We start from the raw sequence: 21,913 nt of genomic DNA, 5'->3' as shown, positions 1-21,913 counted from the left end.
TACAATTATTATATATTATTTAAATAATTTATTTTTATGTTATCGCAATAAAACTATTAGACAATAATAAAATTATCTAATATCAATATATTACTGTAACTTTCACAATCATTTTGATATAATTAATTTTGTATCAAGATACTATTAAATATTATTTTATTTAGTATATAATTTTAATTAATATAAAAATTTAATTACTATAATGGTTAAATGAGAGAGGAGTTTTTTAATGAGTTTATTTGTTTTCGGACATAAAAGTCCAGATACAGATTCAGTATGCTCAGCAATTTCATTAGCATACTTAAAAAATAAATTAGGAATGGATGCAAAAGCTTATGCATTAGAAGAGCCTAGAAAGGAAGCTAAATTCGTTTTAGATTACTTCAAAGTAGAATTACCAGAAATACTTGATCCTTCAAAAATAAAAGGTCAAGATGTTGTTTTAGTTGACCACAATGAAATAGCTCAAACTGCTGATGGTATAGAAGAAGCTAATATAGTAGAAATAGTTGATCACCATAAAATAGGTAATCTTTCTACAGATATTCCTATTTCGGTAAGAATAATGCCTGTTGGATGTACTTGTACAATAATTTACAACTTATTTAAAGAAAATAACATAGAAGTACCTTATGAAATAGCTGGTTTATTAATATCTGCTATATTATCAGATACTTTAATATTTAAATCTCCAACAACTACTGAGCTTGATAAAAAAGCTGTTTATGAGTTAGCTGAAATTGCTAAAGTTGATTATGAATCATATGGAATGGAAATGTTTAAAGCTGGAACTTCATTAGATGGATTCTCTATAGAAGAAATAGTAAATATGGACTTTAAAGAATTCAATATGAGTGGAAAAAGAGTTGGTATAGGACAAGTTATGACCTTAGATATAGATTCTATACTTTCTAAAGAAGATGATTTCTTATCTTACATAAACGAAACTGAATTTGATATGGTTGTTCTTGCTATAACTGATATTATCAAAGAAGGTTCTTACTTAATATACAAAGGTGAAGATAAAGTAATATCTCAAGCTTTCAATGTAAATGCTGCCCAAGGTGTATTCGCTGAAGGCATAGTTTCTAGAAAAAAACAATTAGTACCTAAATTAACAGATGCAGTTAAAAATATATAATTAATATATATAAAAAAATGACACAGATTTATCTGTGTCATTTTTTTATGAAAGCACTGTTGATACTCTCTTTATAAAATGTCGTTTTTTTCTTTGTTACAATGGTTTATTTACCTGGTGTTTTGTGTTTGTGTTTTTTAGGATTTACTTAAACTATTGTAAATGAAGATTTATGAGTTGTAAATAGTATTTATTAGAAATTTTACCAATTTACTACATTTTTTCAACTTCTGGATAATCTACCCCAAATTTTTCTACTGTCATAGTTTTTATTTTTTGATCAGATTTAGGTCTATCCCCTCTATCTACAGGAGTATTGGCTATTTCATCAACAACATCTATTCCTTCTATAACTCTACCAAATCCTGCATATTGTCCATCTAAATGTGGTGAGTTTTTATGCATTATAAAGAATTGAGAACCAGCACTATTTGGCATCATAGTTCTAGCCATAGATATTACTCCTCTTTCATGTTTTAAATTATTTGTAAATCCATTACTTGAGAATTCACCTTTTATTGAGTATCCAGGTCCACCCATTCCTGTTCCTTGTGGGCATCCACCTTGTATCATAAATCCTTTTATTACTCTGTGGAATATTATTCCGTCATAATAATTTTTATCTATTAAGCTTATAAAGTTATTTACCGTGTTTGGAGCTATATGAGGATATAGTTCTATTTTTATTTCTTTTCCATTTTCCATTTCTATAGTTACTATAGGATTTTTATTTTCCATAATTGTACCTTCTTTCTTTTTATTCTTATGTATTTTCATATGTTATTATATACCAAGTCTTAAAAAAATAACTACTTTATTCTTTATCTATTTTACAATTAATCTACTGAATTATTATTTATTCATATAAATTTGTGGATATCTTAACATTTTTATCCACATTGTCCACATTTAATCGATTATATTTTAATACTGTAAATTTCAAGATTTTAGTTTATACGTATAAAAAACTTTATTATTTATCATCAATTTATCCACATACTTATCCACTTTTCAACAGGTTATTAACATACTACACAAGTGTTATTCACAATTTCCGACTATATTTTCAAAATTCTTCTTTTTGTTTCTATTATATTTGATAAAATTCGACAAATGTCTTATAAATATTAAAGTGATCTTCTACAGTTCCCAGTTCCCTAATTGAGTGCATAGCAAGTATTGGACTCCCTACATCAACAGATGGTATATCTATATGTGTAGAAGAAATTGGTCCAATAGTTGAACCTCCTCTTTCATCAGATCTATTTACAAATTGTTGATATTTTACACCAGCTTTTTCACATATATTTTTATATACTCCAGCTGAGAATGAATCACTTGTATAAGATTGATTAGCACTTATTTTTATAACTGGTCCTTCACCTAGTACCGGTCTATTTGTTGGGTCATGTTTTTCATTAATATTAGGATGAACTGCATGAGCTAAATCTGCTGATATCATAAAAGAGGAATATAATGATGTAAAGAATTCTTCTCTACTCTTTCCAAGGCATAGACAAATGCGTTCCAATACGTTTAGTAACATGTTAGAATCAGCACCTTGTTTAGTTGAGCTCCCTACTTCTTCGTTATCAAATATAACTGATATATTTATCCCTTTTTCACCTTTTGCGTCTAGAATACCATGTAAACTAGCATGAGCCATAGATAAATTATCTAATCTTCCTGTTGATATAAACTCTTCATTAGGACCAATTAAACAACCTTTTTCAAACTCATATAAGAATAAATCAAAATCAAGAATATCTTTTCTACCTATCTTCAAGTGTTTACTAATTTCATTTAACAAGAAATCATCTTTTTCCATAGTTTCATTTATTAGACCTACTAAAGGTAATGTGTCTTTCTGTTTATTAAATTTATAACCATCATTTACACTTCTGTTCATGTGTATAGCCAAACTTGGTATTATACAAATAGGTTTATTAATATTTATAATTTCCTCTTTTGGATGTAATATATCTTCACTTTTAATAACTACCCTACCAGCTATAGCTAATGGTCTATCATACCAAGTACTTAATATAGACCCTCCATACCCTTCTGTATTTAGTTTTAAATATGTATTTTCAGCACACATTTCTGGATTAGGTTTTATTCTAAAAGTAGGAGAATCGCTATGAGAACCTATTATCCTAAACCCCTCATTTTCTATATTATCTGAATTAATCACAAATGCTATCAAAGCAGATGAATTTTTAGTTAGATAATACCTTCCACCAACTTGCAAGTCCCATTTTTTATTCATTTTTAATTCAGTAAATCCATTTGATATTAATAGCTCTTCACTTGTTTTTACTGCATTAAAAGCCGTGGGACTGTTATATATATAATCCAATAAATCTGTAGCAAATTCTCTTTTCATATACTCCTCCTATTTAACTATATCTAAAGTTGTATATTCCTTATTTATAGTTTTTATTCCTTGATTATCAAATGCTATAGTAACATCTGGTCCTTTTAAGGCAACAACTGTCCCAAGACCAAACTTAGGATGATGAACTTTAGCACCTAATTTTATATCATCTATACTACTTTCTGCATTACTACTTTTTATAGTAGCTTTAGCTTTTTGGGCTACCTGAACCTTGTTCATATTATTCATATATTTTTTAGTATACTTATCAAGCATATTATAATTTGCTTTAGAATAAGTTAATTCTTTTTGCTCTTTATTTAATCTTTCTATACATTCCTCTGGTAGTTCTTCTATAAATCTAGATGCAATTGAAGGGTTTGTTCTACCATATAAAGTTCTTTTTCTTGTTAAAGTTAAAAATAGTTCTTCCTTTGCCCTTGTTATTCCTACATAACAAAGTCTTCTTTCTTCTTCTATTTCTGAATCATTCATAGAACTAATTGCCCTTGCTATTGGGAATATTTTTTCTTCCATACCAGCTAAGAATACAACTGGGAATTCAAGACCTTTTGATGAGTGTATAGTCATTAAAGAAACCCTGTCCTCCTCTTCTTCTTCATTAGACGGTTCTGCAGATAATGCCACATTAGTTAAAAATGACTCTAAACTTTTATCCTCATTGCTACTTTCAAATTCCAAGGCAACAGATATAAATTCTTTTAAGTTTTCTATTCTGTCTTCACCTTCACCATTTTTTTCTTTTTCTAATTCATCTATATATCCAGTAACATCTAATACCTTTTCTATAACCTGACTAACAGAATATACATCTGTAAAACTTCTTAAAGTAGACATTAAGTCAACAAATTCACTTATACTTGCTCTCGCTTTTCTTGAAATATCAGAATTATCTTCTATATCAATTAATACAGAGTATAAACTTTCTTCTTTTAAACTAGCTCTATCTTCTATTTTTTCTATTGTTCTAAGACCGATACCACGTCTAGGTACGTTTATAATTCTTTTTAAAGATATATCATCCTGAGGATTTTGTAATACTCTTAAATACGCAATTATATCTTTTATTTCTTTTCTTTCGTAGAATTTAATTCCACCATAAATATTGTATGGAATTCCATTTCTATTTAATGAATCTTCTATAGAACGTGCTTGTGCATTTGCTCTATATAAAACTGCAAAATCTTTATAATCTCTTCCTTCATATCTTCTCATATAAGATATGGTATTTGATATGAAGTCACCTTCTTCAATTTCATTTTCATCTAATTGAATTTTAATTAATTGACCTTCTTTTTGTTCACTCCAAAGTTTTTTTCTTTTTCTTTCTATATTATTAGAAATAACATGGTTAGCAGCATCTAATATTACTTGAGTAGATCTATAGTTTTGCTCTAATTTTACAATACGAACATTATCATAATCCCTTTCAAATTCAAGTATATTTCTTATATCAGCACCTCTCCATCCATAAATACTTTGGTCATCATCTCCTACGACACAAATATTTTGATGTTGTTTTGCTAATAATTTTATAAGTTCGTACTGAGCTTTACTTGTATCTTGATACTCATCTACCATTATGTATCTAAATTTATTTCTATAGAAATCTAAAACCTCTGGATGTTCTTTAAACAATTCTACTGTCTTCATTATTAAGTCATCAAAATCTAATGCACTATTTCTTTTTAAACGATCTTGATATAGAGCATAAATTTCGCCTATTTTAGTTTTAGTTATATCACCTTCATTTAATTGAATGAATTTTTTAGGAGAATATAACTTATCTTTAGCATTTGATATAGCACTTAATATAACTTTAGGATCAAATGCTTTATCACTTAAATTTAACTCTCTTAAGCAATCTTTAACTAAAGTTACCTGGTCAGCACTATCATAAATTACGAAACTTCTATTATAACCTATTTTATTAATACTCTTTCTTAATATACGAACACAACAAGAGTGGAATGTAGTAATCCACATTTCCTTAGTATCCGTACCTTCAAGGGTTTCTTCTACCCTTTCCCTCATCTCATTTGCCGCTTTATTTGTAAAAGTAATAGCTAAAATATTTTCAGCCTTTACTCCCTTATTTTCCATAAGGTGACCTATTCTAGTAGTTAAAACCCTAGTTTTTCCTGATCCAGCCCCAGCTAATATTAATACAGCTCCTTCTGTATTTTCTACCGCTTCTCTCTGAGCTGGATTTAATTTATCTAATATATCTAAAATCATATATTTCCTCCTATAATGCTCATATAAATATATTTTAATCTAATTCTTTATTTTCTTCAAATGCAATAATATTATAATGGTTGCCACCAATAAATATTTAAATACAAATATATAATAGAAAAAAATCCTTAGGATTTTGGAGAATCCTAAGGAATAGGTTAAGGGTTATTCTATTTTCAAACTATTTTTGAAATAAAATAGGTTGAGGGCAAAATTGTATATTATCAATAATTAAAAAAGTACCTAACTTAGGATTAGGTACTAATATCTACAAATAAAAAAATTATTATTAAGATATTTTCTCCATCCCCGAAGAAATCACTTGATATTATAGGCAGGTCTCCTGACTTTGCTTCATCCTAATACTTTCCCTTCCCATGAAATTCACCTTTATCATATCACTAATGATATACTTTAGTTATCAATTCAAGTATATTCATTGTTCAAAATTCACAGTGGTTAAAAAGTTTCGTCCACATTACAGTAGCGGGGGCTGCAGAGGATTTACACCTCTTTCCCTATTAATCTTAAAAAATAAGAACCTAGAATATTTTTTAATTATTGAATTGTCATTACTATATTTTTATTATAGCACATAAACATATATATTTGTTATATTTTACCATTTAATTATTAATATTTTTCCCTTATAAAATATTAATTTCTGATAATTTTCTTTAAATACATTGCAACAATATCAGAAAATCTCTCTATATTCTTAGTATATATAAAATCATTACCATAAATTATTTTTTCCCACTCTAAATCAGATTCTTTTCCTGTAAAAACACCTAAAACTAATATACCTTGCTTCCTTGCTTTTCTTACTTCTAAAGCTGTATCTTTTACACCTACTATTCCTTTATAACTAGCTTCTCCTCTTAAACTTCTAGATCTATCTTTTCCTATTTTTATATCATTAGGCTTTCCATCACTAAGAATTATAAGAATTTTATTCTCCTCTTCTCTTTCTAATAAAGCATCACAAGTAGCTTTTATTGCTAAACCGTCTCTATTATTTCCTGCTGCAAAATATTCAAATATATTTTCACAAGCATCTATATTATCATTGTAATCTCTATATCTTTTTAATACTGTATAGTCTAAAAAACTAAGATATCCCATTACTCTATTTGGTATTCCAACTAAAGTAAGAGCCTTAGCAATAATAAATGCTTGTATAGCCACATTAAACTGATTTCTACTTTGAGATCCACTAGCATCTAATAATATATCTATAACATATTTACCTTTTTCATTTTGTATATCCTTATAAAATACTTTAGTATTATTACTTCTTCTGATTCTCCAGGCTTTATTGGCACAAACAGTCCCATTATCAGAATAAATTCTATCTACCCCACTTTCTTCTATTAGTATTCTAGATATACTTTCTTTCAATTTGTTTATACTTCTCTTATGTAGTTTTATATTGTCTCTGTATTTAAAAATATTATTTTCTTTTTGTCTAGTAACGTATTTTAACTGAAAAGCATTACTACATTCAGAACGCAAAACTCCATCTGTAAAGTGTATTCTACATCCTTCATGAACATCTCTACAATATTTTGTTTCTATTCTTCTTATATCATTTTCATTTAAAAATGCCTTTCCATAATAGTACTCTACTTTTTCATAAATTTTTTGTGCCATGGTTTCATCCACATAAATTGTTCTATTTGGTGATTTTTCTAAATTAATATCATTCATTTCACCTAAATTTTCAACCAACATAGAATTAGATATATTATTAATTTCACTTTCTATACTCTCTGTCGAGTCTTCATCCATATATAATTCTTCATACATAAAATCAGAAAAAGTGTCAAAATCTACATTTACATTTTTTATTTGTTTATCCTTTATATTTTTTTCCTGCTGTTGAGAATTCATTATATGCTCAAAATAAGTCAAGTAAATCTCATCTAATCTTTTTAAAATATTCATTAGTTCTTCACTACAATCAATAGTCTTAATATCATTAATTATTCTCCTTGTTAGACCATCGACTATAGGATGTCTATCCATAGATTCAAGTATAAAAGTATATTTTAAAGCTTGTAAAATATCTTCTTTATGTATCTTATTATAATTAGCTAATATATCAGAATATGCCTTATTTCTTATTTCTTCTACACCTGGTCTTTCATTTATAACTTTATTTTCAACTACACAATTTAAAATTATTTGTATAAGTGTCATTAAAATATCTTTGTCATATCCTTTATTTATCCTACTCATAATATATTTTTTTATAATATTCCAGTCTAAAAACTTCCTTCTAGCGCCTGCAATTATAGCAAAGTACAAAGAAACATCCTTTGAAGAATAGTCTTTCTCACTAGTATCTATGTCTTCATCATAATTTCCAGAAATAGTCCAGGATAAATTATTTATTCTATTTTCAAATTCATAATTATTATATATCCAGTTAGTATTATTACTCATATTTATCACCTACCCTGGATTATTCTCTAACCAAAAATATATCTTTACTTTCCCATTTTTCCGGTATTCTTGTTCTTATAATATCATTTACTATTTCTTTTTCATAAATATCAAAAGTCTTGCCTGTAAGTCCCATATTTATAGCTAAAGTTGGCTTTAATCCTCTTTTTATTGTTTTTAGAGCACCTATTAACCCTCTTAAATCTATAGACTTAGTTGATATTTCTCCATTTTGAGATTTTAACTGTAAATCTAAAAATATTCCTGCAAACTGATTTAATTTCTCTTCATCTGCACATGGAAACTCTCTTCTTAAAATCATCATTAATTTATCTTCATCTACAGCTGGAATATCTATAACCAAAAATCTAGATACTAAAGCTTCATTTAGCTCCTTAGTCCCTGCATATTCATAGTTCATTGTTCCTATAAATCTAGTAGCTGGGTGTAAGTTTATTCTTTCATATCCTGGTACATCTATAATTCTTCTATAATCTAAAGCAGAATGTACTACTACTATTGCATCATTCTTTGCCATATTAATTTCGTCAAATACTCCAAATCCACCATGAAGTGCGCATTCATATACAGAACCTCTTCTAAGCTTTACTTCATTATCAATAAATGTATCTGTTCCAATCAAAGATGAACTATCTGTATTTATATGAAAAGAAGTATTCCACTGAGGTCTCCCAAATATTTCAGATAGATTGTCTGATAATAAATTTTTTCCTGTGGCCTTTGGTCCAGATAATAAAATATTCTCTTCTTCTAAAATCGCTGATATACACATAGAAAGTATATCTTCCCCTATATAAAATGCTGGTGATTTTGTCACCCTGTGTTCAACTTCTTTATCTACTTTAAACTCTTTTCTAAAATGTATTATGTCTTCTATAAGAGATTCTCTTACCCCTTGTATTCTTAAGTTTTCTATTATATCCATAATAATCTCCTTTTTTGAATAATCCTTATTATTATAATATCCCCCAAAATAATTTATAAAATCTTATTCTTTTATACTTAATAAAAGTATAGTATATTTAATCTAAATACCTAACTGTAATTTTCTAATTTCTCCTAAATCTTATTATTTTTTAATTATAAATTTATATGGAAATTAATTTTCATAAATATAATATGATATAATTACCATAATAAAACCATAAATAAAATTATATAAAAATTTTGCTAAATTTATATTTGGATAAGGAGTAGTTATGAAAAATTTTAAGTTATCACCTGAAATTATTACCTTTGATAGATGTATGGAATTCTGCTCAGAATTCAACATCGGAGAAGGAGATTTAATAATTACAAACGAGTATATATATAAGCCATTCTTTGAATCTTATATCAATGGTGCTACTGTAATTTATAGGAGAAATTACGGAAATGGAGAGCCAAGTGATAAAATGGTTGAAGGAATCTATAATGATGTAAAAGATATAAATTATAAAAGAGTAATTGGAATAGGTGGAGGAAGTATCTTAGATGTTGCAAAACTTTTTGTACTAGAACAAATAAGTCCTGTATGTGATTTATTTGAAAAGAAATTTCCTCCTAAAAAAGTCAAGGAATTAATACTTATACCAACTACTTGTGGTACTGGAAGTGAAGTTACTAATATTTCTGTACTACATTTAAGTTCATTAAATAGTAAGTTCGGTCTTGCTCATGATGAAATACTTGCTGACTATGCTATTTTGATACCAGAACTTTTAAGTATTCTTCCTTTTAAGGTATTTGCTGCTAGTGCAATAGATGCATTAATTCATGCAATAGAATCCTTTGTATCTCCTAAATCCTCTGTATTTACAGAAATGTACTCAAAAGAAGCTATAAAAATGATTTTAAATGGATTTAAAACTATTTCAAACGAAGGTCATCAAAGCTTAGAAAATCTTCTTGATAATTTCTTAATAGCAAGCACATATGCAGGAATTGCTTTTGGGAATGCAGGATGCGGTGCAGTACATGCTATGAGTTACCCTCTTGGTTCTTTCTATCATGTGCCTCACGGAGAATCAAACTATGTATTTTTCACTGAGATATTCAAAACATACATGAAATTAAACCCTGATGGAAAAATAAAAGAACTATGTAAATTATTATCAGATATACTTAATTGTGATGAAGAAAATGTATTTGATGAAGCTGAAAAACTTCTTTACAAAATACTCCCTAAAAAATCATTACAAGGATATGGAGCCAAAGAAGAAGATCTTATGATTTTCACTGAAAATGTAGTAACAAAACAAGGTAGACTAATGGGAAATGCATACATTCATCTAGATAAGGATACTATTTATGGAATTTATAAGTCCCTATATTAGTATATAAATTTACTTAAAACTAAACTGTAAAAATACTATTAATACAAAAATAATCCCCTAAAAAATTAATTCTTAGGGGATTATTTTATATTAAAAAACTTGTATCATTTAATTTATTAATTACCGCAAAGTTATTATCTATCTCTATTACAGAAACAGAAGAATTATCTATTTTAAAATTCCAATGATATTTATAATCATTAGTCACTAAATAAGAAATTATATTTCTGATTGTCCCTCCATGAGCACAAATTAATATAACCTTAGAATCTTTATCTTTTATTATATTATCTAACTGTTTCACTACCCTATAAAAAGTATCTTTTAAACTTTCTCCATGAGGATATTTATAATCAAATCCTTCACTTATCATTTTTTCAAATTCTTCAGGATATTCTTTTTGTATATATTCAAATCCCAGACCTTCAAATGCTCCAAAATTTATTTCATTTAATTCATCCGTCTCTATAATATCAATATTTTTAATCTTGGCTAATTTATTTATAGTTTCTTTTGTTCTAGAAAATGGTGTTGAATATATTTCATCTATCTTCTCATCTTTTAAATAATTAGTTAACTTTTCTACTTGTAATTTACCTTCTTCACTTAAAATACTATCTGTTAGTCCAGATAAGTTACCACCTTCATTACAAATAGTAATTGCATGTCTTACTAAAATTAATTTAACCATTTCATCACCTTAAATAACCATTATTATGTATGAATATAATATAAATATCAGCTCGCCAAGTTCTATAGTACACCCTAGTATATCTCCTGTTACACCATCAATTTTTTTATAAATATGATTCTTAAATAAGTAATCAAATATCATAACAATTAAAATAGAACTAAGTAGTTTTATTAGCAATAAATTATGAGATAAAAATATAAATTTACTAACTAATACTATTATGGCAACAGAATATAAAATAGCTATTATGAACATACTCAATGTTGCTTTACCTATAAATATATTTCCCATTCCTACTTTTCTAGGTGTTACTGTTTTATAAAGCATTATTATAACACCTAATCTAGACACAAGGGGCATAAATATAATCACCCATAGTAAATTAGCATTTATTATATTTGTAAGAATTCCTATTTTTATTAATACTAAAAACAATATTGCTAAAAGAGAGTTTGTACCTAATCTAGAATCTTTCATTATTTCTAGCATTCTGTCTTTATCTCTATTACTATATATGGCGTCAAATGTATCTCCTAAACCATCAATATGAAGTCCTCCTGTTATTATAACTTCTATACCAACTATTAATATAGATGTTACAAAAGGGTCAAATACTTTAATCGCTAATCCACCAATTAAATATGAAATTAATCCTATAACAAATCCAACTAAAGGAAAATATACTATAGACTTATGAAACTCCTCATCAAATCCTATATCAGCTTTAATTGGTATCCTCGTCATAAATTGTAATATTCCTATAAATCTTTTCATTTATATCACTTCACTTTCATAGGAATTCCACTTACAACAAAATAAACCTCGTCACTCATTTTACTAATCTGTTGATTAGCTCGCCCAACAAAGTCTCCATATATTCTAGCAAGCTTATTTTCTGGAACTACACCCATTCCAATTTCATTAGTCACTATTACAAAGTATAAATTAGTCTTTTTCACAACTTCTAATAATTTTTGTATCTGATCTCTGATATAACTTTCTAATTCATTTAATTCTTCTGATGTTGCTTTATCCACATTTATATCAGAAGTAAACATCAAATTATTTACCATTAATGTTACGCAGTCCATTATAACTGTATCATGATTTTCACCTAATTCTTGAATAATAGAATATATATCCTTGTATATTTCATAAGTTTTCCATTCCTTAGGTCTACTTTCTTGATGTTTTTTTACTCTATTTTTCATTTCATCATCAAATGCTACAGAGGTAGCAATATAAGCTGTTCTGTTATTTTGTTTGATACAAAGGGATTCTGCAAAACTACTTTTCCCAGATCTTGCTCCTCCCGTTACTAATATGATATTGCTCATGTACTTTCTCCTTTAGATATTTTATCTTCCCATATCTATCTCATCAAATGTTGCCATATTTTTATATACATAGTTTGAAGCTTCTATTATATTAAAAGATAATGCAGCTCCACTACCTTCTCCAAGTCTCATGCCCATAGCTAAGAAAGGTTCTAATCCTATCATACCAAGAACCTTCTCTGTACCCGGCTCAGCTGATAAATGAGATGCTATCATATAGTCTTTTACTCTAGGATTAATGTTATATGCTAATAATGCTGCTGCATAAGATATAAATCCATCTAATACAACTGGCGTTCTATTTGCAGCACATCCTAATATTACACCTGCCATAGCTCCTATTTCAAATCCACCAACTTTAGATAATACATCTATAGAATCTTTTGAGTTTGGTTTATTTAATTCAATTGCCTTTCTAATTACATTAGCTTTATGTTGTATTAATTCTTTTTTGAGACCAGCTCCCATACCTGTTATTTCACTTGGGTCAAATCCACCTATAGCTGATATTATAGCTGTAGATGGAGTAGTATTTGCTATACCCATCTCTCCTATTCCTATTAATGTATAATCATCTTGTATACACTTTTCAGCCATTTCTATCCCTATCTCTATGCATCTCTTAGCTTCTTTTCTAGTCATAGCTGGACCTTTTGCCATGTTAGAAGTTCCTTTTCTTATTTTATAATCTAATACTCCTTCTAATTTTTCATCACAGTTTATACCAACATCAACAGGTAGTACATCAGCTCCTACAAACTTAGATATTGTGCCTACACCGTTTATTTTGTGAGGAAAATTTTTAAATTGTAATATAGTTATATTTTGTGGATCTGGTGCAACTCCTTCTTCATATACTCCGTGATCACATGCAAAAGCTATTATAATTTTTTTAGATGTATCAAAATACTTTCTTCCATAAATTCCGGCTAATTGAACACAAATACCTTCCATTTTTCCTAAACTACCAGTTGGTTTTATCAATCTATCAAGCCTTTGCTGAGCTTGTTCCATGTATTGTTTTTCTAATGGATAAATGTTTCTTGATATATTTTCAATTAAATTCACTATTACCTACCCCCTAAAAATTATGCTTATATATATGTCATAATAATTGTTAATGTCTTTATTTTTTCTTTATCCTACAATTAATTATATTAACATATGCTAACAGTAGCTAGTATTTTGTTTTATTTTTTAACATTTCTTTATTTTATTTACATGAATATATTTTTTATATTTTCAAAAAATATAAATAGATAAGTATATTTAAGGAGATGATTGAATGGAAAATTTCAACGACCTAAAAAACCTATATGAAGATGGGTATAGATGTATTTATCAAGATGGATCAGAAGGAAATAGAAATATTTATCTTAAGAATTTTTATGATGAAAAATCCACTGTAGTTAATCTTCAAGACGAAAACGAATTTAATCAATTCCAGGATTATATTAGTGGATTAAGAAGTTACTAATTTGAAAGGAAGCATTTTGCTTCCTTTTATATTTTTCAAAATTAAAACATAAAAAATAATACATAAAATTTAAAAATAATATATATTTTTGATATTTTAATATAAAACAATACTAAAAATAGGAGACAAAATGTCTCCTATTTCGTAGTCACTATTTGTTTAATAAGCTCTAAAAGTTCTTTCCTGTCAACTTCTAATTGCTTCTTTTTATCCTTATATTCTTGAAAGTTAACAACTTTTGCCATAGTTTTACTCATAAACTCACTTCCTACTTAAGATTATTAACTTATATAAGTAATTCTATATTATTTCTATATTTCCTCTTAATAATTGATTTTTTTTGCAATTTTATTAGCTTTATAGTTTATTGAGTCGTATTTTGTTTAAATATTATACTATTTAATTTATTATGTTTTTTAATATTTTTTAAGTTATAATAAAATATTTTTTCTGCATCTTTACTTATATATTTAAATTATTAACAATAATAATTTATTAAATCAAAGAATTAAAATTATTCCTTAATTTTTCCTTTTATATATTCTATAGCTGATTCTAATTGTTTTTCAGTGTCAGATTCTTTAATTTCAGGTGTTATACCTTTTTTATTTATATAATCTCCATTTGGAGTATAATACTGAGCAGTTGTCAACTTGTATCCAGTTCCATCTTTAAGTTGCTTAACACTTTGCACTAATCCTTTACCAAAAGACGTTTCACCAATGGCAACAGCTTTATTATTATCGACTAATGCAGCAGTTAAGATTTCTGAAGCTGATGCACTACCTCCATTAATTAATACTGCTATAGAAAGATCTAACTCTTTTTCGTCAGATTTATAATATTCTTTATCACCTGAATTATCTTTTGTATAAACTATAGTACCTTTTCCTATTATATCATCTGCTATATCAACGCATATATCTAATAATCCGCCTGGATTATCTCTTAAGTCTATTACAAGACCTTTTATTCCTTGTTTTTGTAGACTAGTTAAATGTTCTTTAAATTCTTCATATGTATTTTCATCAAAGGATGTTATTCTTAAATATCCTACATCTTCATCCATAACTTCACTGCTAACACTTTTAGTAACTATTTTCTGTCTCTCCACATTAAAGTCTAATTCTTTATTACCTCTTTTGACTTTTAATTTTACATATGTATTTTCTTTACCTTTTATTTTTTTTGTTACTTCATCAAGTTTAGTTGGATCAACAGATTGTCCATCTACACTTAATACGACGTCTCCTGCTTTAATTCCTGCTTCATATGCTGGAGAACCCTCTATTGGTGAAATTATTGTTATATTATTATCCTCTGGATTTATTCCTATATAAACACCTATACCTACAAATGAACCACTAGTTTGTTCCTGTAAACTTTTAAATTCTTCTACTGTATAGTATTGTGAATACGGATCATCAAGTCCTTCAAACAATCCTTTCAGTGCACCATCTACTAAGTTATCTTCAGATACCTCTTGATAATAATCCTCTTTTATAAGTTCCTCTAGTCCTAAGAGTTTATTATATTTAGCATAAGATTCATATAGCTCCTTGGATATTATTACTTTATCTCCAAAAGTTATTTGAAACATAGTTGTCCCAATTATAGTTACTATAATTAGAACAATAGAATATATAAAAGCCCTTTTCTTAGATATCATTTGTTCACATCTCCTTTAATTAATCTACTATATATTATATGACTAGCCTGTCTTTTTATTACTATTTATCAATCCTATTGATTTAATACCCTAACTTAACTAAACTTTATATTAAGAACAAAATATGGTAATTATATAATACCACAATAAGGGGTGTAGATTATATGAAAAAAGAATTTAGAAAAAAAGTCATTAATCTTAGAAAAAAACAACAACCTGATTTTATTAAGAAAAACTCTGACATAATTAAAAATAAATTACTTCAAATGGATTGTATAAAAAATTCTAATACTATTATGCTTTATCTAGACTTTAACAATGAAGTTATAACAGATGATTTAATAAAAGAACTAATATCCATGGGTAAAATTGTAGCATCACCAATTACTATAATTAAGGAAAAAGTATTAATACCTTCTCAAATAACAGATTTTGAAAATGGAATAAAATATGGCGCTTATAATATTAGAGAACCTAAATCCGATTGTTCTCCAGAAATAAATATCAAAAATATAGACGTAGTAATCGTACCTGCAGTAGCTTATGATATAAATGGTTTCAGACTTGGGTATGGCGGAGGATTTTACGATAGATTTTTGGAAAATATCAGAGAAGATGCAGTTACTATAGGAATAGCTTTTGATTTACAAATATTTGATGAAGTACCAAAAGAGCCTCATGATGCTCAGCTAGACTATATTATAACAGAATCAAGAATTTTAAAACCTAATAAATCCGTTTAAATTACATTAGGACCCTTGAATATATGATTCAAAGGTCCTTTTCTTATTATTCTTTAAACGTGTTTAATTGAATTTTATCTGGCAAAGATTTTAAATTTGTTTCAGCTACTACAAAAGGATTTGATTCTTCCTTTTCCTTATATGTAATATTAACTGTCATCACAGTTTTTTCATCCATAGTGTCTACTGTAATTTTGTCTATCTCTATACCTTTATCTTCTTCTCCTCTTGTTACGATTACATAAATTTTATTTTCTAATCTTACTGCTAATGCCCTCTCTTCGTCTTTATACTTATCCATAATATCTAATATTTTATCTGGTATAGATTCTCTCTGAACCATTGTGAAATCAACTGGTTTAGATGTGTCTAAAAATAGCTTAGGTATAAATACGAAACCTAATACTATAAATAATGTTAATAGTACTCCGTAAATTACTCCTTTGATATTAAACTTAATCTCCACATTATCCCTCCTATCTCTTATAAATATATGAAGGAATATTATATAGTAGAATTATTTTGCAATCAAAAATTCACTTCGCTTAAGCCACTACATAGTCACTCAATTTCATATCGACAGCCACTTCATCTATTACTCAGAGTTAATATGCTGGAAATTATATTTATATACAAATCAGATAAAGCATAATTTCATTACAATTTAAAAAGCGTATTTAATAAAATATTAAATACGCTTAAAATATCTATTTCTATTTTAGTGCTTCTCTTACTTTATCCGATATGTTTTTAGCTGTTAAACCATACTTTTCTAATAATTCATTAGGAGTTCCTGACTCTCCAAAAGTATCGTTCATTCCAACTTTTTTAACTATTACTGGATGATTTTCTGATACAACTTCACTAACAGCTGATCCTAAACCACCAATAACACTATGTTCTTCAGCAGTTACTATAGCTTTAGTTTCTTTAGCTGCACTAATTATTAATTCTGTATCTATAGGTTTTATTGTTGACATATTTATTACTCTAACATCTATGTTTTCTGCTTTTAATATGTCTGCTGCTACTAAAGCTTCGTTTACCATAATACCGCAAGCAATAATTGTAGCATCATTACCATCTCTTAATACAGCTCCCTTTCCTATTTTGAATTCATAATTTTCATCAAATAATGTAGGAACTGCACTTCTTCCAAGTCTAACATACATCGGTCCATTAAATTTAGCTGCTTCAAGTATCATTTTTTCAGCTTCTATTCCATCTGCTGGAACTAATACAGTCATGTTTGGTATAGATCTCATTAGTGATATATCTTCCACACTTTGATGAGAACCACCATCTTCTCCAACTGTTATCCCTGCATGTGTTGCACATATTTTTACATTTAATTTTGGATAGCATACAGAGTTTCTTATAACTTCAAATGCTCTTCCTGTAGCAAACATTGCAAATGTACTTGCAAAAGGAATTTTTCCTGCTGCTGCAAAACCACAAGCTGCTCCTACTAAGTTTTGTTCTGCTATTCCCATATTGAAAAATCTATTTGGATATGCTTTAAAGAAATCATTCGTTTTAGTTGATTTAGATAAGTCTGCATCTAAAACTACTACATCATCATTTATTTGTCCTAATTTTACTAAAGCTTTTCCGTAAGCATCTCTAGTTGCTATTTTATTACTCATGGAAAGCACCTCCTAATTCTGATAATGCTTGTTCAACTTGTTCTTCATTTGGTGCACTTCCATGCCATGAAGCTTGATTTTCCATGAAAGACACTCCCTTACCTTTTATAGTTTTTGCTATTATCATTGTTGGTTTATCTACTGTATCTTTTGCCATATCTAAAGCTGCAAATATTTGGTCGAAGTCATGGCCATCGATTGTTATTACATTCCATCCAAAAGTCTTAAACTTATCTTCTATAGGATTAATGTTCATTACTGACTCAACTTCTCCATCGATTTGAAGTCCATTATAATCAAGAAAAGCTATCATATTATCAAGTTTATAGTGTGCCGCACTCATAGCCGCTTCCCAAACTATACCTTCTTGAACCTCTCCATCACCAAGTAATGCATAAACATTCCATGGGGCATTATCTAATTTAGATGCCATTGCCATTCCACAAGCAACTGAAAATCCTTGTCCTAAAGAACCTGTTGACATTTCAACTCCCGGAATCTTTTTCATATCTGGATGACCTTGAAGCATACTTCCTGTTTTTCTTAAATAGTTTAATTCTTCTTTATCAAAGTATCCTCTTTCAGCCAAAGTAGCATATAATGCTGGTGCTGCATGACCTTTTGATAAAACAAATCTATCTCTATCTTCCATCTTTGGGTTTGTTGGATCTACATTCATTTGGTCAAAATAAAGAGCTGTTAATATTTCAACTGCTGATAATGACCCTCCTGGATGCCCTGATTTAGATTTACCTATCATTGAGACAATATCTTTTCTTATCAAATTAGTAATTTCATTTAATCCTTTATGGTCTCTCATGTAATTTACCTCCCTAGTTATATACTGAGGCTATTGGTTAATTAGCCATATTGTATTTAAATCTCATTATATTATATCATCTTTATGTAATTTTTTGTGTTTTTTGTATATAAAACAAAAAAATTATTGATATGCTACTATATCAATAATTTTTTATATGCTAAATAGGTCTAAACTTATTTGCAATCCATTATTTACTTTTAGCATAGTCTTATTATCTAGATAACCAATTTTTTCTCTTAGACGCTTTTTATCTATTGTTCTTATCTGCTCTAAGAGAATAACAGAGTCTTTATTAAGCCCATATTCGCTGGAACTTATCTCTATATGAGTCGGCAATTTTGCTTTATTAATCTGGGATGTTATAGCCGCTATTATAACAGTAGGGCTATATTTATTTCCTATATTATTTTGAATGATTAAAACAGGCCTAACGCCACCTTGTTCCGAACCTACAACTGGACTTAAATCTGCATAAAATAAATCTCCTCGCTTAATATCTAAGCTAAGATTACTCAACTTTTGCTATGTCTCCTGGAGAATCATCATTTAAAGATACTTCATCCGTCATACCAAGCTCCGCTAATGATAAGTTAATGTTTGCCATTTCTTTATAACCCTTTATCATGCTTTCTTTTAAGCTTATTTTCTTTTTCTGAGTTATATAGAACTGAAAAGCCGCCTTTGCAAAATCTTCTCTGTTGCTATTTTCCATCTGAACTATTTGATCAACTTCAGATAAAATATAGTCAGGTAAAGTAAAAATAATTTTTTCTTTATTCTTATTGCTCACAAAATCGCCTCCCAGAGAACAATATCTCTTTTTATTTTATCAGATTGATGAATGATTGTAAAATTGCATTTGTTTCCATATAAGCACACATAACCATTGTACATTATATAAGCTAGCTCAAATATAATACCCTGTTGCTCTTTTTTCCAGTCGCATACCCTTTGTTAACTATTATAACCTGCACAACCTTTTTTATGTCTTTAATAATCATTTTTGGAGCAAAAAAATTATTATAAAATATATACATTAACTATTATTTTACTATGACTTTTAGTATCCTTTTTTATTTTGATATCATTAATTATTATGTCATCTAGATTTCTCTTGGGTTGATTTACTACTATTGATTACTTCTCATATTTAAAATCTTCATATGTTACTATAAATCTAGGTGATTCTTCATAATCTATTATTTCCATTTTTTCTGGATTTTTAGTCTTATTATTTATATATAATATTTGTTTATTAAAATACTTATTATCTCCCGGTATTTCTATTTCTATTTTTAATTGATCTTGTGTAGATTCCAATACAACTGATTCATTTTCTAGATAATTCTTTATAAAGTCTCCAATGAAGAGATAATGGCTGTCATTATTTACATTTGGTAGTTCTATTGTGTCATTAATATTAGGATTATGTACTGTTAACTTATCACCTTTATACTCCATCACTTTTCCTTTGATGTTTTCTGGTGATTTCACTTCTAACTTATAATAATCAGGCTTTTTATATGTATGTTTTAAAACATATTCTGTAGTAGTCTTATTACCTATTGCTTCTACATTTGCTATACAAGTATATGATGTTATCTTAGTAAGTTGTTTTTGAAAATCATCATATATTTCCTCTTTAGTATATTCTTTTCGTTCACATCCAATTGAAACAGATATTACTGTTATTACAAAAGTCATCAACAATATTACCAACTTATTTTTCACATACTACCTCCTATTCTTTTTACATCTATAAAACAATATAAATATTTATTTCTTCTATTCTTTAAATGCAATAGCATTTGCAACAGCATAATCTCTCCCATGAGATATTGATACTTTTATTTCTAAAACACTATAGTTTATGCAAATCTGTTCTAAATTATTATAAGTTTTTACTATAGGTTTTCCTAAGTCATCTCTTAATATCTCTATATCTCTAAAATTATAACCCCTTATACCTAAACCTAAAGACTTGCTAATGGCTTCTTTAGCTGCAAAATTTCCTGCTATAGTTTGAACACTATTGCCCTTCTGTTCAAACATTTTAATTTCTTTGTCTGTAAACATCTTTTTTAGAAAATTTCCCTTTTTATTTAAAGCTTCTCTTATTCTCTCTATTTCTATAATATCTATTCCTATATCTATAATATTCATAAATTTCTCCTTTAACATCTTATATAATTAATAATTGTACTATATTAATTATATACATTTTTTATAAATGCAATGATATGAATAACATATAATAATATAAAAAGTTCATTTTGCTAGTATTAACAATTTCCTTACAATTAAAAAGAGACTAGGATTTCCCTAATCTCTTTTTAATAAATTTATATTGTAGTATTAAAGTCCTTTGACTTCATCGTTCCACTTAGCAGACTCAGTTAGTATAGTTGTTTTTTCTTTACTAACTGTCATGAAGCCTTCAGATATTTGACCCGATATAAATTTTCCGTCTTTTTTTATTCTTAATTCTCCATTTACTAAACCAACTACAAACGGTATATGATTTTTAAGAACAGCTCTATCACCTTGTGTTGTTCTAGTGATAACCATTTCTACATCACCCTTGTAGAAAACTTTTTCTGGAGTAACTATTTCTAATGGAAATATACTTGCCATGACCTATCTACTCTCCTTTGCTTTCGCAACAGCTTCCTCTATTGTTCCTACAAATAAGAATGCTGATTCTGGTAGGTCGTCATGCTTTCCTTCTAATATTTCTTTGAAACCTCTTACAGTTTCTTTTACTGGTACATATTTACCTGGTATTCCCGTAAATTGTTCCCCAACTGTGAAAGGTTGAGAAAGGAATCTTTGTATTTTTCTAGCACGAGCAACTATTACCTTATCTTCATCAGATAATTCATCCATACCAAGTATAGCGATTATATCTTGTAATTCTTTATATCTTTGAAGTATAGATTGTACTCCTCTAGCTACTGCATAAT

23 protein-coding genes and 1 riboswitch are annotated in these 21,913 nt (G+C 27.8%); of the genes, 4 read left to right on the top strand and 19 right to left on the bottom strand.

The window, feature by feature from the left end:
* The first annotated feature begins 229 nt into the window (after positions 1–229).
* A complete protein-coding gene (locus J7G74_RS03410; protein ID WP_297131983.1) occupies positions 230–1,141 on the top strand; it encodes a manganese-dependent inorganic pyrophosphatase in 912 nt (303 codons plus the stop codon).
* 213 nt (positions 1,142–1,354) lie between these two features.
* Here the strand turns inward: J7G74_RS03410 and J7G74_RS03405 are convergent, their stop codons facing one another.
* The 5 genes from J7G74_RS03405 to J7G74_RS03385 all read right to left on the bottom strand — a co-directional run bounded on the left by J7G74_RS03405 (position 1,355) and on the right by J7G74_RS03385 (position 9,171).
* Positions 1,355–1,879, bottom strand: coding sequence for a peptidylprolyl isomerase (locus J7G74_RS03405; protein WP_297131985.1), 525 nt, complete (start codon positions 1,877–1,879; stop codon positions 1,355–1,357).
* 352 nt (positions 1,880–2,231) lie between these two features.
* The gene (locus J7G74_RS03400) at positions 2,232–3,527 is read right to left on the bottom strand and encodes a M18 family aminopeptidase (protein ID WP_297131981.1); all 1,296 of its coding nucleotides are present in this window, start codon (positions 3,525–3,527) and stop codon (positions 2,232–2,234) included.
* Positions 3,528–3,536: 9 nt separating this feature from the next.
* Positions 3,537–5,777 (bottom strand): DUF3553 domain-containing protein, encoded by a 2,241-nt coding sequence (locus J7G74_RS03395; RefSeq protein WP_297131979.1) that lies wholly within the window; start codon positions 5,775–5,777, stop codon positions 3,537–3,539.
* 316 nt (positions 5,778–6,093) lie between these two features.
* Positions 6,094–6,338: riboswitch (cobalamin riboswitch) on the bottom strand.
* A 96-nt stretch (positions 6,339–6,434) separates the two neighbouring features.
* The gene (locus J7G74_RS03390) at positions 6,435–8,225 is read right to left on the bottom strand and encodes a VWA domain-containing protein (RefSeq protein ID WP_297131978.1); all 1,791 of its coding nucleotides are present in this window, start codon (positions 8,223–8,225) and stop codon (positions 6,435–6,437) included.
* A gap of 19 nt (positions 8,226–8,244) precedes the next feature.
* A complete protein-coding gene (locus J7G74_RS03385; protein WP_297131975.1) occupies positions 8,245–9,171 on the bottom strand; it encodes an AAA family ATPase in 927 nt (308 codons plus the stop codon).
* A 274-nt stretch (positions 9,172–9,445) separates the two neighbouring features.
* On the opposite strand from J7G74_RS03385, the gene J7G74_RS03380 reads away from it, so the two are divergent.
* On the top strand, positions 9,446–10,561 hold the full coding sequence (locus J7G74_RS03380; RefSeq protein ID WP_297131973.1) for a 4-hydroxybutyrate dehydrogenase: 1,116 nt from the start codon (positions 9,446–9,448) through the stop codon (positions 10,559–10,561).
* Positions 10,562–10,646: 85 nt separating this feature from the next.
* Here the strand turns inward: J7G74_RS03380 and J7G74_RS03375 are convergent, their stop codons facing one another.
* From J7G74_RS03375 to cobT, 4 genes are read right to left on the bottom strand one after another with little or no spacing between them, the layout of a single operon-like run.
* A complete protein-coding gene (locus J7G74_RS03375; protein ID WP_297131971.1) occupies positions 10,647–11,252 on the bottom strand; it encodes a histidine phosphatase family protein in 606 nt (201 codons plus the stop codon).
* Between the two features lie 9 nt (positions 11,253–11,261).
* Positions 11,262–12,029, bottom strand: a complete 768-nt coding sequence (cobS, locus tag J7G74_RS03370; protein WP_297131968.1) for an adenosylcobinamide-GDP ribazoletransferase — start codon at positions 12,027–12,029, stop codon at positions 11,262–11,264.
* Between the two features lie 5 nt (positions 12,030–12,034).
* Positions 12,035–12,592 carry a bifunctional adenosylcobinamide kinase/adenosylcobinamide-phosphate guanylyltransferase gene (gene cobU, locus J7G74_RS03365; protein ID WP_297131966.1) on the bottom strand — a complete coding sequence of 186 codons (558 nt, stop codon included), beginning with the start codon at positions 12,590–12,592 and terminating at the stop codon, positions 12,035–12,037.
* Between the two features lie 21 nt (positions 12,593–12,613).
* Positions 12,614–13,660, bottom strand: a complete 1,047-nt coding sequence (gene cobT, locus J7G74_RS03360; RefSeq protein ID WP_297131964.1) for a nicotinate-nucleotide--dimethylbenzimidazole phosphoribosyltransferase — start codon at positions 13,658–13,660, stop codon at positions 12,614–12,616.
* Between the two features lie 217 nt (positions 13,661–13,877).
* Between cobT and J7G74_RS03355 the strand changes: the two genes are divergently transcribed.
* Positions 13,878–14,069 (top strand): hypothetical protein, encoded by a 192-nt coding sequence (locus J7G74_RS03355; RefSeq protein ID WP_297131963.1) that lies wholly within the window; start codon positions 13,878–13,880, stop codon positions 14,067–14,069.
* Between the two features lie 514 nt (positions 14,070–14,583).
* On the opposite strand, the gene J7G74_RS03350 is transcribed toward J7G74_RS03355, so the two are convergent.
* On the bottom strand, positions 14,584–15,738 hold the full coding sequence (locus J7G74_RS03350; RefSeq protein WP_297131961.1) for a S41 family peptidase: 1,155 nt from the start codon (positions 15,736–15,738) through the stop codon (positions 14,584–14,586).
* Between the two features lie 164 nt (positions 15,739–15,902).
* Here J7G74_RS03350 and J7G74_RS03345 point away from each other — a divergent pair, with 164 nt between their 5' ends.
* Complete coding sequence (locus tag J7G74_RS03345; protein ID WP_297131959.1) at positions 15,903–16,481, top strand: 5-formyltetrahydrofolate cyclo-ligase; 579 nt, start codon at positions 15,903–15,905, stop codon at positions 16,479–16,481.
* Between the two features lie 46 nt (positions 16,482–16,527).
* On the opposite strand, the gene J7G74_RS03340 is transcribed toward J7G74_RS03345, so the two are convergent.
* The 9 genes from J7G74_RS03340 to J7G74_RS03300 all read right to left on the bottom strand — a co-directional run.
* The gene (locus J7G74_RS03340; protein ID WP_297131957.1) at positions 16,528–16,947 is read right to left on the bottom strand and encodes a hypothetical protein; all 420 of its coding nucleotides are present in this window, start codon (positions 16,945–16,947) and stop codon (positions 16,528–16,530) included.
* A gap of 247 nt (positions 16,948–17,194) precedes the next feature.
* Positions 17,195–18,127, bottom strand: a complete 933-nt coding sequence (locus tag J7G74_RS03335; RefSeq protein ID WP_297131954.1) for a transketolase family protein — start codon at positions 18,125–18,127, stop codon at positions 17,195–17,197.
* Entirely contained in the window at positions 18,120–18,947 is an 828-nt protein-coding gene (locus J7G74_RS03330) for a transketolase (protein ID WP_297131952.1), read from the bottom strand. The genes J7G74_RS03335 and J7G74_RS03330 overlap by 8 nt, the downstream gene beginning before the upstream one ends.
* Positions 18,948–19,100: 153 nt before the next feature.
* Positions 19,101–19,466: a type II toxin-antitoxin system PemK/MazF family toxin gene (locus tag J7G74_RS03325; RefSeq protein ID WP_297131949.1), complete on the bottom strand. Its 366-nt coding sequence runs from the start codon at positions 19,464–19,466 to the stop codon at positions 19,101–19,103.
* A complete protein-coding gene (locus J7G74_RS03320; RefSeq protein WP_297131947.1) occupies positions 19,459–19,740 on the bottom strand; it encodes an antitoxin in 282 nt (93 codons plus the stop codon). Before J7G74_RS03320 ends, J7G74_RS03325 begins: the two co-directional genes overlap by 8 nt.
* Positions 19,741–20,087: 347 nt before the next feature.
* On the bottom strand, positions 20,088–20,681 hold the full coding sequence (gene gerS / locus J7G74_RS03315; protein ID WP_297131945.1) for a germination lipoprotein GerS: 594 nt from the start codon (positions 20,679–20,681) through the stop codon (positions 20,088–20,090).
* A 54-nt stretch (positions 20,682–20,735) separates the two neighbouring features.
* A complete protein-coding gene (acpS, locus tag J7G74_RS03310; RefSeq protein ID WP_297131943.1) occupies positions 20,736–21,113 on the bottom strand; it encodes a holo-ACP synthase in 378 nt (125 codons plus the stop codon).
* Between the two features lie 192 nt (positions 21,114–21,305).
* Positions 21,306–21,584, bottom strand: a complete 279-nt coding sequence (locus J7G74_RS03305) for a FoF1 ATP synthase subunit delta/epsilon (RefSeq protein WP_297131940.1) — start codon at positions 21,582–21,584, stop codon at positions 21,306–21,308.
* Positions 21,585–21,587: 3 nt separating this feature from the next.
* A partial coding sequence (locus tag J7G74_RS03300; protein WP_443081638.1) for an ATP synthase beta subunit C-terminal domain-containing protein occupies positions 21,588–21,913 on the bottom strand: 326 nt, incomplete at its 5' end.

The organism is Terrisporobacter sp., from assembly GCF_017888745.1.
Taxonomy (GTDB): Bacteria; Bacillota; Clostridia; order Peptostreptococcales; family Peptostreptococcaceae; genus Terrisporobacter.
This window is presented reverse-complemented; position numbering and strand designations above follow the sequence as displayed.